At 37.0% G+C, this 14,354-nt stretch carries 9 protein-coding genes; all 9 read right to left on the reverse strand.

The window, feature by feature from the left end:
* Entirely contained in the window at window positions 1-1,515 is a 1,515-nt protein-coding gene (gene araA / locus ACNO7W_RS00580; protein ID WP_417936613.1) for an L-arabinose isomerase, read from the reverse strand.
* Between the two features lie 158 nt (window positions 1,516-1,673).
* Window positions 1,674-2,369 carry an L-ribulose-5-phosphate 4-epimerase gene (locus ACNO7W_RS00585; RefSeq protein ID WP_417936614.1) on the reverse strand — a complete coding sequence of 232 codons (696 nt, stop codon included), beginning with the start codon at window positions 2,367-2,369 and terminating at the stop codon, window positions 1,674-1,676.
* Window positions 2,362-4,053 (reverse strand): ribulokinase, encoded by a 1,692-nt coding sequence (locus ACNO7W_RS00590; protein WP_417936615.1) that lies wholly within the window; start codon window positions 4,051-4,053, stop codon window positions 2,362-2,364. Before ACNO7W_RS00590 ends, ACNO7W_RS00585 begins: the two co-directional genes overlap by 8 nt.
* Before the next feature lie 168 nt (window positions 4,054-4,221).
* Window positions 4,222-6,207 (reverse strand): alpha-L-arabinofuranosidase C-terminal domain-containing protein, encoded by a 1,986-nt coding sequence (locus ACNO7W_RS00595; RefSeq protein ID WP_417936616.1) that lies wholly within the window; start codon window positions 6,205-6,207, stop codon window positions 4,222-4,224.
* Between the two features lie 108 nt (window positions 6,208-6,315).
* A complete protein-coding gene (locus ACNO7W_RS00600; RefSeq protein WP_417936617.1) occupies window positions 6,316-8,283 on the reverse strand; it encodes a glycoside hydrolase family 127 protein in 1,968 nt (655 codons plus the stop codon).
* Window positions 8,284-8,304: 21 nt separating this feature from the next.
* Window positions 8,305-10,392: a hypothetical protein gene (locus tag ACNO7W_RS00605; protein ID WP_417936618.1), complete on the reverse strand. Its 2,088-nt coding sequence runs from the start codon at window positions 10,390-10,392 to the stop codon at window positions 8,305-8,307.
* 13 nt (window positions 10,393-10,405) lie between these two features.
* Window positions 10,406-11,392 carry an arabinan endo-1,5-alpha-L-arabinosidase gene (locus ACNO7W_RS00610; protein WP_417936619.1) on the reverse strand — a complete coding sequence of 329 codons (987 nt, stop codon included), beginning with the start codon at window positions 11,390-11,392 and terminating at the stop codon, window positions 10,406-10,408.
* A gap of 265 nt (window positions 11,393-11,657) precedes the next feature.
* Complete coding sequence (locus ACNO7W_RS00615) at window positions 11,658-12,653, reverse strand: glycoside hydrolase family 43 protein (protein ID WP_417936620.1); 996 nt, start codon at window positions 12,651-12,653, stop codon at window positions 11,658-11,660.
* Between the two features lie 90 nt (window positions 12,654-12,743).
* Window positions 12,744-14,351 (reverse strand): arabinan endo-1,5-alpha-L-arabinosidase, encoded by a 1,608-nt coding sequence (locus ACNO7W_RS00620; RefSeq protein ID WP_417936621.1) that lies wholly within the window; start codon window positions 14,349-14,351, stop codon window positions 12,744-12,746.
* Window positions 14,352-14,354 lie beyond the last annotated feature (3 nt).

Below are 14,354 nucleotides of genomic sequence, written 5' to 3' on the forward strand. Positions count from 1 at the left end.
TTATAATCCATGTTGAAAAAGATGGTAATAGGCTTCATTGGCATTGATTTTATCCTTGAAGTCTCTGATAGTAGTTTTCTCATCAATTACAAGCAATTCTATTCCTGCAATATCGGCAAAATCTTCCATATATTCTGTTGTAATCACTTGGCTGTAAACCGTATGATGTGCACCACCAGCCAATATCCATGTTGTTGCAGCAATATCAAGGTCCGGTTTGCAATCCCATAATACACGGGCAACAGGAAGTTTCGGTAAATCAGCCATAGGAGCAACGGCTTCTACTTCGTTTACAATCAATCGGAATCGGTTACCCATATCAATCAATGAAGCATTAATAGCATTTCCTGCAACTACATTAAACACCAAACGAACAGGATCTTCTTTTCCTCCAATTCCTAAAGGATGTACTTCGCAAGAAGGTTTAGCATCAGCAATAGAAGAACAGATTTCCAACATATGAGAACCTAAAACATATGATTTTTCAGGTGTAAAATGGTAGGTGTAGTCTTCCATGAATGAAGTTCCACCTTGATTTTCAAGACCTACATTCATTACTTTCATCGCACGGAGTAAAGCTGCTGTCTTCCAGTCCCCTTCGCCACCAAAACCATATCCATCCGCCATAAGACGTTGTACCGCAATTCCAGGAAGTTGTTTTAACGAACCAAGATTTTCGAAAGTATCTGTAAATGCTTTGAACCCGCCTTCTTCAAGGAATGCTCTTAATCCTAATTCAATTTTTGCAGCTTCTACTAATGAGTCTCTTTTTTCTCCACCTTTTTGAAGTGCCGGAGCCAAATTATATGACGTTTCATATACTTCAACCAGTTTATTGGTATCAGCATCAGAAACTGTATCAATATGTTTTGTTATATCCGAAGAGTCGAAACCATTTACCGAAAAACCAAAACGGATTTGGGCTTCAACTTTATCTCCTTCGGTTACAGCAACTTCACGCATATTGTCTCCAATTCGAGCTACTTTTAAGTTTTGGAATTCATCCCAACCTAAAACCACTCTGGACCAAATGCCTAATTTCTTTTGAACACGTTCGTCTTCCCAATGTCCTACAACCACTTTGCGTTTTTTACGCATTCTGGACATGATAAAACCAAATTCTCTATCTCCGTGAGCTGATTGATTTAAATTCATAAAGTCCATATCCATAGAAGCCCATGGAATTTCCGCATTGAATTGGGTATGTAAGTGACATAATGGTTTTTTAAGAATACTTAAACCGCCAATCCACATTTTAGCAGGCGAAAAAGTATGCATCCAAGCCACAATACCAATACAGTTTTTGTTAGAATTCGCTTCTAGACATACATTAGTAATTTGAGATGGAGACTTTACCACATCTTTATACACGATTTTCACTGGAATATGTGATGAGCCATCCAATCCTTTTGCAATGTGTTGTGAGTGTTCAGCTACTTTTCTTAGCGTTTCTTCACCGTATAATTCTTGGCTTCCTACTACAAACCAAACTTCCTTTTGAGATATATCGATCATATTTTTTGTTTAATGTTTTCTTTGTCTATTATTATAAAGCTTTCGGGATTCAATAGAAATCGTATAAAAAATGCACTTTAAAGAACCTCGCCCCAGCCCTCTCCAAAGGAGAGGGAGTCGGAACTATAGGAATATAAGTGGTCTATTATCTTCAAAATTTATTTTTGCCCGTAATAGGAATCTTTCCCGTGCTTACGTTCGTAATGTTTTTTTATTAATGAATCTTTTAGTCTTGGTGCATTTGGATTTATCAGTAATGTTAAGTGAGCCATTTCGGCCACTACTTCTAAAACTTTACTATTATAAACCGCTTTCGCAGCGTTTTTTCCCCAAGCAAAAGAACCGTGATTGCCTATAAGAACCATTTCAACTTCTTCATAGGAAAGGTTTTTTTCTTTAAAGCAATCCAAAATTTGGATTCCGGTATTGTGTTCGTAATTTCCCTCGATAAGCGCGTCGCTCATTGGAGCTGCACAAGGAATATCAGATGTTAAGTGATCGGCATGCGTTGTTCCAAATATTGGAATGTCTCTTTGTGCTTGTGCCCAAGCCACAGAATACGTAGCATGAGTGTGTGCCACACCACCAATGTTTGGCCAATTTTTGTATAAATATGCATGCGTTTTTGTATCCGATGAAGGACGCATACTGCCTTCGACAATGTTATTGTCAAAATCAACAATAACGATATCTTCCGGTTTTAAATCTTCGTAAGGAACTCCGCTAGGTTTTATGGCGAAAACACCATTTTTTCTATCTACTGCGCTCACATTTCCAAAAGTATAGACTACCAAATTTAATGCATTCAATTGCATGTTTGCTTCGTAGCATTCTTGTTTTAAATCTTTATACATAGTGCTCTTTTTGTAGTTTTTTAAGAGATGGATCTGCAAAAGAACTTAACTGGTCATACGCTAACAACAATTTGTGATAGGCTGCAACTTTGTCTAATTGAGGGAAATATTCTCCATCAAAATCACTTCCCATTTTTTGACTGGCTTCAATTACATTAGGATAAATTCCTGCTGCAACTGCTGCATAGATAGCGGCGCCTAATGCTGGTGTTTGATCTGAAGCTGCAATTTTAATAGGCTTGTTCAAAACATTAGCCAAAGTTTGCATAATATAAGGTGATTTTCTGGCTACACCACCAATTCCGATGACACTGTTTATTTTTACCCCTTCTTCTTCAAAACGGTCTACGATTTTTTTAGAACCAAAACAGATGGCGTTAACCAAAGATTTGAATAAATGTGGCGCTTTTGTGCCTAATGATAAATTAGAAATGGCACTTTTTATTTCCTGATTGGCATCTGGAGTTCTTCTTCCGTTAATCCAATCTAAGGCGATTGGAACACTTTCTGATAATGGGATTTTTTCTGCCTCTGCCGTTAATTTTATAATTAAATTATCGCTCATTTCTTCTTTTAGTTGCTCTTTTTGAGCGTCTGTCAAAAGGGAAGAAGTAGCTAATAAATGATCCGTTGGCCACAGTAGTAATTCTTTATACCAAGCCAATAAATCTCCAAAAGCGGATTGACCTGCTTCCAGACCTATAAATCCTGGAATTACCGAGCCATCAACTTGTCCGCAGATGCCACGTACGGTTTTTGTTCCGATTGACTTTTTCGAATCTACAATAATATCACACGTTGAGGTTCCCATAACACGAACCAATGTATGTTCTTCTATTTTTGCTCCAACAGCACCTGAGTGCGCATCGAATGTTCCAACAGCGACAACTGTATTTGTGGTAAGCCCCAATCTTGTTGCCCATTCTTGGCTTAAATTCCCTGCTACAAGATCAGATGTATAGGTTTCATCGTATAATCTTCCGCGAAGTGCTGCAAGATAAGGATGTAGTTTTCCTAGAAATTCTTCTGGAGGTAAACCATTCCAGTCTTCATGCCACATGGCTTTATGGCCAGCTGCACAACGACTTCTTTTAAACGATTTCAAATCTTTGTTATCAATCAATAGATAGGTCATTAAATCGCAATGTTCCATCCAAGTGTAAGCCGCATTTTTTACCGCTTCATCTGTTCTTGCGATATGCAAAATTTTGGCCCAAAACCATTCTGATGAATAAATTCCTCCAACATATTTTGTGAAATTTTCTCCACCCCAATTAGCGGCAAGTTCATTGATTTCATTTGCTTCATTTACAGAAGTATGATCTTTCCAAAGTACCATCATCGCATTTGGATTGTTCTCAAAGCCCTTTGTTAAAGCCAAAGGGATTCCGTCTTCAGTAACGGGTACTGGAGAAGATCCTGTTGTGTCGATGCAAATGCTTCGTATCAGAGAAGGATCTATAGTACTGTTTTCAACAACATATTTTATTGTGGCTTCTAATCCTTCGATATGATCTAAAGGATGTTGACGAAACTGATTTATAGATGCGTTACAATATTCTTTGTTTTTCCATCGCTTGTATTGACAAACATTCGATGCCAATTCCTGCCCGTTTTCAGTGTCTATTAATATTGCTCGAACAGAGTCTGTTCCATAATCTAATCCTATAACATAATTTTTCATTCGAGATCCTTATTAATTATAATGACAAATATAGTATAAATAATTCATAAGTGTATAAAAAACACTTAATTTAATTTAGCATTGTAATTTTTATCAAAACGTTAGTAAAATAGGTATTTAAGAATATTACAAATAATAAATGTGTGTTGTACATTTATTTTATTGCGATTATCTCATCTTTAACTTCAAAACTGTTACAGAATAGGCAGGTAAGCTCATCTGTGCTTTGTCACCTTTCAACTTATATTCGCTTTCTGTCGGGCTTATTTTTTTAGGAGAAGCAAAAGAATTCTCATCTTGTAAATTCGGACTTGTAAGCGTTGTAAGAGTTCCTTTAGATTGTAATTTGCTTCCTTTTAAATCGATATTAACGTCTTGTGCATTCGCTGAAGTGTTCACCAGTTTTACGATTACTTCTTTGGCATTAACATCTTTCACCGCTGATGCGTACAGATTATTTTGACCTGTTACCGGTTTTCCATCCTTGGTTATGGTTATTAGATCGGTTCCTTTATTGGTTGCAAATAATTTTTGTACATAATAATTGGCAGAGCCATACGCTTCTAAATTGTTGAACCAAAGTAAATCCGGTGTCCATTGCCAAGCTTCTTCATGCGCCATCAATGGAGCATAGGAAGTTAGGTTAACGACTTCAGCGTTTCTTTCTAATCCAGTCATAAAAGCGGCTTCAGAAAAAGCACATTCCCAATTGTTTCTGTTATCAGGACTCGCAATAGCTACACTTTGAGCAGCATATTCTCCCGCAAAAACTTTAGGTCCTTTTCTGTCGTAACTGTCGTAACGGGTTGCATTTTCCCTGAACCATTGTGGACTTTTATAATAATGCTCATCTACGATTTCAGCATTCAACTTTTTAAGTTCTTGCATACCATATTCAAAATAGTCTCCCTCTGGAAATGGACCGCTTCCGGAAACAATAATCATTTTGGGATATTTTGATTTTATGGCTTTTTCAAAAACTTTATATCTCGCGATGTAATCTGGTCCCCATTGTTCATTTCCAACACCAATGAATTTCAAATTAAAAGATTTTGGATGTCCCATTTCAGATCGTATTCTACCCCAAGGAGTTTCTACTGACCCATTTGCAAATTCAATTAAGTCTAATGCATCTTGCACATAAGGATCTAATTCCTCCATTGGCACCAATTCACCGGTATTGAACTGACACGCCATTCCACAACTCAAAATAGGTAAAGGTTGTGCGCCCAAATCTTCTGAAAGTTGGAAATACTCAAAAAATCCTAATCCAAAAGTCTGGAAATAATCGGGTGCTGGTTTGTGACTGAACTCCGTATTCCAACGGTTGATTAAGGTTTCTCTTTTCTCTACATCGCCCACGGTTTTTTTCCATTGGTAGCGTTGTGCCAAAGTTCTTCCTTCAACAATACAACCTCCGGGAAATCTCAAGAATCCTGGTTTCATATCATATAGCAACTGAACGATGTCTTTACGCATCCCGTTTTTTCTATTTTTCCAAGTCTCTTCCGGGAATAGCGAAATCATATCTAAATCGATTGTTCCTGTTCCTTCAAAAGTAATTTTTAACTTTGCTTTTGCTTCTGTTTGAGTAGCTGTAAATTGCGCAGTATAAGTCTGCCAATCATTTGATGTTGGTGCAATGCTGGTTTCACCAAGAATTTTATTGTCTTTATCAACAAATTGAATAATGATTTTTTTGATGGCTCCATTGTGATTGGCAGCTTTTAAAGATAGGTTGTATTTTGCGTCTTTTTTGACTCCCATTCCCCTGAATCCTTCATTTATCATTTCAAATACCTTGTCATTATTTATAAGAAATCTGCAAAATCTTGGGTTTGTTTTGTTTTCTAATGCTTTGATAATTGTAGCAGAGCCCGATTGTTTATTGAAAGCATATTTGTCAGTGTTAGGCTGGTCCCAACCCATAAGCGGTGCTTCAAATTCAAAAGAGCGGTTTTTGATCATTTCGGCATACAATCCGCCATCCGCAGCAAAGTTGATGTCTTCAAAAAAAGCACCGTACATTGTTGGTTGAATTTTAGTAACAGTATTGGCGATATTAACTTCCAGATTTGTTTTTTGGGCATTGGCATATATACCATTTAGTAACAGGCCACAAAGGGTGATTTTGGTGATTAAATTGGGTTTCATTTTTTTTAAAATTTGTTTAAGGTTTAGGGTTTAAAGTTGTTGGAATTGAACTTTAAACTTTAATAATTTTTACTATTTCGTCTACTATCTTAAAGTCTTTTATCTCTTTTATTCTTTATAATCTATCCAAACTTTCATTTTTCCAACGCCTCTGTTAGACCAGGAATAATATGGAATGGCTTTTAATTTTTCAGTTTGAATGGTATTCACACCTTCTAAAAGGGCTGGTTCTTTTACCACTTTAAAAGTGTCACCAGCATCGATAGTGATTTTATCAAAATCAGTTGCATTGTCAATTTCCTCAATAGCATATACAATCGGTCCATATTCTAAAGCTACTTTTCCGATGTTGCCTGCTACTTTGGTATTGGTCACAACTTCTTTCACTTCCATTGGGAAATTAAGTGCTATCGTTTCTCCTTTTTTCCATTTTCTGGTGATGGTAATGTATCCGTTATCTTGTTGATAAGCAAAAGGTTTTCCATTTATAGTAACTGAAGTTTTTGCAGTTGAGGTGTTTTTATAACTGTATAAATCTCCCGGTAAAACTTGGTTTCTCGCCCAACTTGGGATGCGTAATTTTATGGTGAATTCGGTTTCTTTTTTAGGAGTAACGGTAAGTGTAACTTTGCCATCCCAAGGGTAATTTGTTTTTTGAGAAATTTCCAAATTAGTATTTTCCAATGCTATTGTCGCCGTATTCGAAGCGTATAAATTCACATAAAGCATATCTTTTGTTTTAGAATAAATCAATCCCGGAATCGAAGGAATAAATCGAATTAAATTGGTTGGACAACAAGAACAATCAAACCAAGATTGACGGGTGCATTCACCACGGTTGAATTTATAAACCCCATCGGATTCTAATGCATTTGGATAAAAGAATTTTTTTCCGTCCAAAGACAATCCGGAGATCAATCCGTTATATAAAGTGCGTTCAATCACATCAAAATAATCAGAACTACCAGATAAATTATGCAGCCTGTGATTCCAATATACATTTCCAATAGCGGCGCAGGTTTCGTTATAAGCGGTAAGGTTTGGTAACTCATAGTTTTCTCCAAAAGCTTCTCCATCATGTTTGGCACCAATGCCTCCTGTGATGTACATTTTTTTGTTCACCATGTTGCTCCATAATTTGTTTACCGCATTACGATAGGCAGAGTCATTTTCGATGGCGGCAATGTCCGTCATTCCGGCATACATATACACCGCTCTTACGGCATGACCCACTGCTTCTTTTTGTTGAATAACAGGAATGTCATCTTGTGAATAGGCTCCGTATAATTGATGATTTTTTGGATTTCCTCTGTTGTCCAAAAAGTATTTGGCCAAATTCAAATAGGCTTTATTATTGGTGATTTGATATAGTTTTACCAAACCCGTTTCCACTATTTGATGTCCGGGTACACCATGAACTTGATCTTTACCATCGCCAAAAGTGCGCACTAACATATCGGCATTTTTGATGGCAATGTCCAAGAAATTTCTTTTTCCGGTAGCTTGATAATGCACAACGGCAGCTTCTATCAAGTGGCCTGAGTTATACAATTCATGACTTATTTGCAAGGATTCCCAACGCTTTCCTTCTATCACGGGCACCCATGGGGCTGGTGGTTTAGCTGGATTTATAGTTCTCCAAGTCGTTAAATAGCCATCTTTTTCCTGACCAATTTTCACAATGCTTATTAGCGAATCTAGTAAAGTTTCTAGTTTTGGATTGGGTTCGCTGATTAAGGTATTCGAAGCGCCTTCTATTATTTTGTACACATCAGTATCGTCAAAAGGCATTTGCCCTTTAACGGTTCCTTCCATTTTACCGCCTGCAATTAAAAAATTATCAAGACGTCCTTCTTCTTCACATTTATGAATGGCATATTCGATAGTTTTTTCTTGAACCTTTTTGATAATGGGTAACCAAAAGGCATCGGTTAATTTTACATTCTGAATGTCAACGGGGGTGATGGTATAACCTGATTTTTGTGGTGTGCCCGATTTTTTTGAACGCTGTTGACAATGTCCATAAAAGGTCATTAATACCGAAACTGCTATTGTTGTTTTTTTGATGAAGGTCATTTTAATTTCGTTTAATCGTTTTTATAAAATAGTGTATTTATAAATATTGATTGTTGCCGCACCAACCAATATTTTTTTTTCTTTAGTAATGGTATTCTCTTTCAAGCTTACTTCAGCCTCTTTTCCTATGATGTTTCGGACCATATAGGAACTGCCTGAAATAGTCCACTTTGTAATTTTATTGGAAGTTTTAACTCCATTTAAATCAATAGTAATTTCTTGATCTGTTTCAGTTGGGTTAACTATTGCAACGGTTAATGTTTTTTTATCGCTTGATAAAGTAGCAACAATATCAAGCGGATAGGTGTCACCTCCGGCATTTACTTTTGGTTGTTCCCCGCCAATAGGCCATTTAGGCTGAGGTTGTGGAGTATTTCCTGCTACCTGAACTGGGATGTTTCCAAATTGGGATTGGTATAATTTAAATAATAAACCAGTTGTGTTATAGGTGGCATCAACATCGTTAAATGAAAGACAAGAAGTCCCAAAGGTGAAGCCAGACATTTTGATTAAATCGGTATTGCGAAAAATTTCATTTAAAGCTCTCGCATATCCTATTGTAACGCCCAATGTTGGAGTAGGGTGAACCCAGTTGGTATAATAGGCCCACTCATCTAAATATACAGGGATTTTTTCACTTCCAGGAATTCGGTTATGATACTCTTTATAATGCTCGGCTTTGGCTCTAATTCTGTTTGCGGGTCTTCTGGTCCAATCTACTAATGGTTCATTTGCGTCAACATAATCACCAACTGTAATGTCAAATCTTTTGTCAACGGAGCAGTAAAAATGCTCACTCATAAAATCAATGTTGTTTTTCGCGTTGCGCAACATTCCTCCAGTCCAATCGGAAGGTGTATCATATTCGGCCAGCACTTTACCGGTAGTTTTTAAAGCATTTCCCGTTACGGTCATTTCTTCAATCGAAGCGCCGGAAGCAATCAACTTTATAGTTGGATCTACTTCCAACATTTTGTCGGCAAACATTTTATGTTTAATGATGTGGTTTTTTAAGCTAATTTGGCCCAGTTGCCAATGTCCATAGCTTTCATTTCCCACACACCAAAATTTGATGTTGAACGGATTCGGATGTCCATTTTCGGTTCTCAATTTCCCCATTGGAGTTGTAGTTGCGCCATTCACATACTCAACCCATCTGGCTGCAGAATAGGCATCGCCAAATCCTGTATTTACGGTCAAGCCGAGTTCAACGCCTATCAGTTCGGCAAATTTTATCATTTCATGAGTGCCAACATCGTTGTCTTCAACCCCTTCCCAAGCGTATTCATAACGAGGTGGTCTTTGGTCTGGATCTCCAACACCGTCTTTCCAGTCGTATCCGGAAATGAAATTTCCTCCCCATCTGTAGATACCAGAATTTAAACCTTTAAGTAATTTTATAACTTCTGGACGAAATCCTTCAATATTATCTTCGGGCATTAAGGAAACAGCTCCAATAGAAAAAGTTCCATTTACTAATCCTGTAATTTCTAATTTTGCATTAGTACTGCTTTCTTTACAGCTAAAGGAAAAATTGTATTTTTTATAGTTGTTTGCTAAAGGGTCTATGGTAACAGATGATTTTTGATTTGGCTTTTCTCCCCATACTAAACTTACCGTCACTTTTACATTTGAACTTCCGGATAATACAATTCGTCCAACATAATTTTTATTGGCTACAACTGAGATTCCAGATTGATAAATACCTTGCGGAATTTCATTGTTTGTGCTGATTTTTGGTGAGGAAACGCCAACATATGGATGAATGGAATCCATAACCACAGCAGTCTGATTAGTTGGTTTCCATTGATTAATAGTTGCTCTTGTATTTACAGGATTTAATTTTTCGTTTAAATCAACCGGATAAAAGAATTTTCGATCATCTAACATTTCCGCCCAAAGGCCATCATCCACTAAATTACCTACATCTTTATTCCCTAAATTTTCGATAAATTGACCATATAGATATTTTGTAATCGGTTCTCTTGTAGAGTCCAATTTTATTTTAGCCACAATTTGTTTTGGTTTAATCGCTTTCTTTTGGGCATTACACCCATTGAAAGCGATTAAGCCAAGAACAAGAATCAATATGTGCTTTAAATTAGACATTTACTTTATTTTTTTAATTCAAAGGTTCTAGAATAGGCCATAAATCGGTATCCCATTTTAACTGGTTTATTTTTAAAACAGGTCTTCCTTTTTGTTTGGCATCATACGCATGGTAAATGATATAATCTTTTCCGTCAAAAGTATAAGCACTGTTATGTCCTGCTCCATACCAATTTTCATTTCCTTGAATAAGTAATGTTCCGCCGCCTTCGTTTAATGATTTTCCGTCTTTATCTACGTAAGGACCGGTAATGCTTTTTGATCTTCCAACCACAACCTTGTAGGTGCTTTTTTCACCTCTGCAGCACAAATCCCAAGAAAGGAATTGATAATAATAGCCGTTCTTTTTAAATATAAAAGGAGCTTCGAGTGCGCCATCTCCGGGATCGGTATCTGCTAATTCGAAGGTTCTTTTACGTTTTGATATGGTGTACCATTGTTCGGGTTGTGCCACTGATTTTAAATCCGGATTTAATTTTACCATTTTCAGCCCATCCCAAAAAGAGCCAAAAGCCAGCCAAGGCGTATTGTTTTCGTCAAAAGTTAAATTGGGATCTATCGCATTCCACATATCCCGGTTGGGAACCGATTGGACAACAATTCCATGATCCACCCATTTGTATGCTGGGTCTTTTGGATTTAAAGTTGTATTGGTTGCCAATGCTATCGCCGACGTATTTTTTGCGAAAGCAGAAACCGAATAATATAAATAATAGGTGTTGTTATGAAAGGAAACATCCGGTGCCCAAATGTGATTGTTGAAATCTGGAACAACACTATCTACCCAAACCGGTTTTTCTTTAAAAATAGCGGGTTCTTGATTCCAGTTTTTTAAGTCCTTAGAACTAAAAACACTTATTCCTTGACCCGTACAATATAAATAATACGTGTCTTTTTGTTTAATCATCACCGGATCGTGAACAGTAATGTCTTGTGCCCATGACGAAGTCGTCATGATTAGTAAAAGGAACAGAGGCTGTATTTTTTGATATAATTTCATGTTTTACTTTTTTTAAACCATATAAGTCATTTAAGAAAAATATAAGTTTTTACTATTTTGTACTTACAGAACTGTTTTGTTTTTTTAATTCCAACTTTTAAAACATATAAGATATTTAAGAAAATATAAGTTTAAAATGTTTAACGGTTTCAGAACTGTTTTTAATTTCATCTTTAATGAACTTATATGGTTTAACTTTTTCAGCCATAAGCTTTTACTATTTACTAAACGGTATTCAAAACTGCGACTGAAAACTGTTAACTAATTATTTTGCTATGCCTTCTGTTGTCATAATTACTCGTTTCATTGTTCCGTCTTCATTGTAAAATAAATGATCTATACAAACGGATCTTCTGAAACTACCGCCATTAGGTTGAATAGCGCCATTGTGATAAATAAAATAATCTTTTCCTTTGAATTCAATGATGGATTGATGGTTTGTATTTGAATTTCCGGCGATTTCATTCAAAATGCCTTTGTATTCCCAAGGCCCATTAATAGATTTACTCATGGCGTAGGCTATTTTTTCAGGAAATTGATACGCATACGATAAATAATACCAGTCATTTTTTTTGTGAATCCATGGCGCTTCGGTGAAATTAGGTAAAGAGATGGTCTCTATCGGACCATCGAGCTCTATCATATTCGACTTCAATTTTGCGTAATGACAAACGGTGTTTCCCCAAAATAAATAGGCTTGACCATCATCATCAATCATTACTGTTGGGTCGATGTCATCCCAATCAATTTTGGTTTGGGTGGTCATATCATTGGTAATAAGTGCTTTCCCTAAGGCATCTTTAAACGGACTCGTTGGACTATCCGAAACAGCAACACCTATTGCTTTCCCATTGATGGTTCCGTGGGTAACGGTCACGTACCAATAAAATTTTCCGTTGCGTTCAATGACTTGTGAAGCCCAAGCATCTGATTTTGCCCAAGTAAAATCGGTTACTTTTAGTGGTACAGGATGTTCTTGCCAATTCACCATATCGGAGGAGGAATACACCAACCATTCATTCATTTTATAAAAATTAAAATCATTTGGTGCCTCATCATGACCCGCATAGAGATATACTTTGTCTTTGTAAACCAAAGCCGCAGGATCGCCTGTGTACTTGTCTTTGATGATGGGATTGTTGATTGGTAGGGTTTGACTCGTATTTATACCATTGGCGGAAGCCATAACTTCATCTTGTTTTATTGTTTTACAAGCCGAAACAAGCACCAAAAGGGATAGCGTTATAATTGTATTTTTCATTTTCATTTTTTCTATAAAAAGAATGTATTATTGGTAATAAATGCCTTTTCTAATGATTGGAAAAGGCATTTACGTTTGGTATCAAAAAGATTAGTTTATTTTTTTAGCCCAAACGGGTTGTCCACCAGAAGTGAATCCGGAATAGGTTAAGGTCACTTTTCTAGGAGTGGCTTCCCAATCCCAGGCATCGCTTACTTTACATTTATTTCCATTTACGGTAAGTACTTCTTTTGTAGTGTCATACGACCATGCTCCGATAACACTGCCACTCACTTTTTTATCAGCAGTCAAGAATATAGAAACTGATTTTTGAATCGTTCTATACTGATAATTCATTGTAATCTGTTCCCAAGTTCCTATAAATGAAGTCTCAGTAATAGCGGTTTTAGGTACTCCGGCATAGCGTTCAGGAGCAATTACAGGCCAACCGTCTTCGGTCCATTGAATGGCTCGTACGTGACCCATCATTACAGCATTAGATACGTTAATCCCAGGTACTCCTTCAGGTAAACGGGCTTGTGAGGAGTAAAACCATTCTTTGGTATCTGGATTTTGGAATACGGAGCAATGAGAAAAACCAACCCATCCTGTATGGTAGTTAAAGGAGTGGGGGTGTGTCAACATTGGCCAACACTCCGCTCCATTAGTTACATCGCCCCCATTGATACCAATGTACGGACCCATTATGTTTTTGGAACGGGCAACACGAGTATTATAGGCTACTGATAATTCATCATAGGCCATAAATAAATAATAATAACCGGTGTTTTCGTTATAAATAATTTCGGGACCTTCGGAAGCTTGCCAACGACTGTTTCCTCGTTTTGCAATGCGAGTCCCATAGTCACTTAGTGTTTTTAATTGATCTGGTTTGCCTGTTGCTGGATTTAATTTTAATGCTGCAATACCAGAATGCCAGGAACCGTAAATTAAATAATGTTCGCCCTCTGGAGTAATTGTAAAAGTAGGATCGATAGCGTTGAATTTGAAATAAGCCTCCCAGTCATTACCGCCATTTCTAACATAACTTTTTACGCCATCCGGTTCTGAACAGACTACCATTCCTTTGTCTGTCCAAACATTTGTAGCTAAGTCATCGGATTCCGCAAGACCAATGAATGCTCTTTCCGACCATGAGGTATTATAATCTGTCCCTACAATAGGTTCAGTAACTACAATACTGTAATACATTCGGTATTTGTTACCTACTTTTTTGATATAAGGAGCCCAATATCCATACGTTGGGTTTGCGATAGCTGGTAAAGCCGGAACCATTCGTGCTCTTTTGTTGTTCAAGGAATCTTTTACCCAAGCAGGTGCTTGAGTCATGGCTGAACCCATGTATTCCCAAGTTATAAGATCTTTGGATCGTCTATAAGGGAAATGACCATGTCCATCATGTGCATTTCCATAGGAAGCATCTGTTTGGTACATATAATAATAATCGCCACATTTTTCAACAGAAGGATCATGTACGTTAGCCAGATTCCATTGGGAACGGCTATCCCAAGAGGCAATAGAAGTATAATTATCCGGGTAAGTAGGTCCGGGAAAAGTATTTGGTACAACCACTACTGGGGGAACTACCGGGTCTGGAGCTGAGGCAGGATCATCACTGGAACAACTACTGAAAAGTACTACCAACAATAGCATTATTGGGTAAGACCTTAAATTGAAAATGGGAAGGGAATTTTTCATCTT

Origin of the sequence: Flavobacterium sp. ZB4R12 (genome assembly GCF_048276375.1) — a bacterium.
Classification (GTDB): Bacteria; Bacteroidota; Bacteroidia; order Flavobacteriales; family Flavobacteriaceae; genus Flavobacterium; species Flavobacterium gawalongense.

What these genes read in the sequence shown, in the direction of transcription:
- ACNO7W_RS00615 (WP_417936620.1), bottom strand. Translation starts at nt 12,653, where the DNA reads ATGAAAAATACAATTATAACGCTATCCCTTTTGGTGCTTGTTTCGGCT.
- ACNO7W_RS00605 (WP_417936618.1), bottom strand. Translation starts at nt 10,392, where the DNA reads ATGTCTAATTTAAAGCACATATTGATTCTTGTTCTTGGCTTAATCGCT.
- ACNO7W_RS00590 (WP_417936615.1), bottom strand. Translation starts at nt 4,053, where the DNA reads ATGAAAAATTATGTTATAGGATTAGATTATGGAACAGACTCTGTTCGA.
- ACNO7W_RS00610 (WP_417936619.1), bottom strand. Translation starts at nt 11,392, where the DNA reads ATGAAATTATATCAAAAAATACAGCCTCTGTTCCTTTTACTAATCATG.
- araA (WP_417936613.1), bottom strand. Translation starts at nt 1,515, where the DNA reads ATGATCGATATATCTCAAAAGGAAGTTTGGTTTGTAGTAGGAAGCCAA.
- ACNO7W_RS00620 (WP_417936621.1), bottom strand. Translation starts at nt 14,351, where the DNA reads ATGAAAAATTCCCTTCCCATTTTCAATTTAAGGTCTTACCCAATAATG.
- ACNO7W_RS00595 (WP_417936616.1), bottom strand. Translation starts at nt 6,207, where the DNA reads ATGAAACCCAATTTAATCACCAAAATCACCCTTTGTGGCCTGTTACTA.
- ACNO7W_RS00585 (WP_417936614.1), bottom strand. Translation starts at nt 2,369, where the DNA reads ATGTATAAAGATTTAAAACAAGAATGCTACGAAGCAAACATGCAATTG.
- ACNO7W_RS00600 (WP_417936617.1), bottom strand. Translation starts at nt 8,283, where the DNA reads ATGACCTTCATCAAAAAAACAACAATAGCAGTTTCGGTATTAATGACC.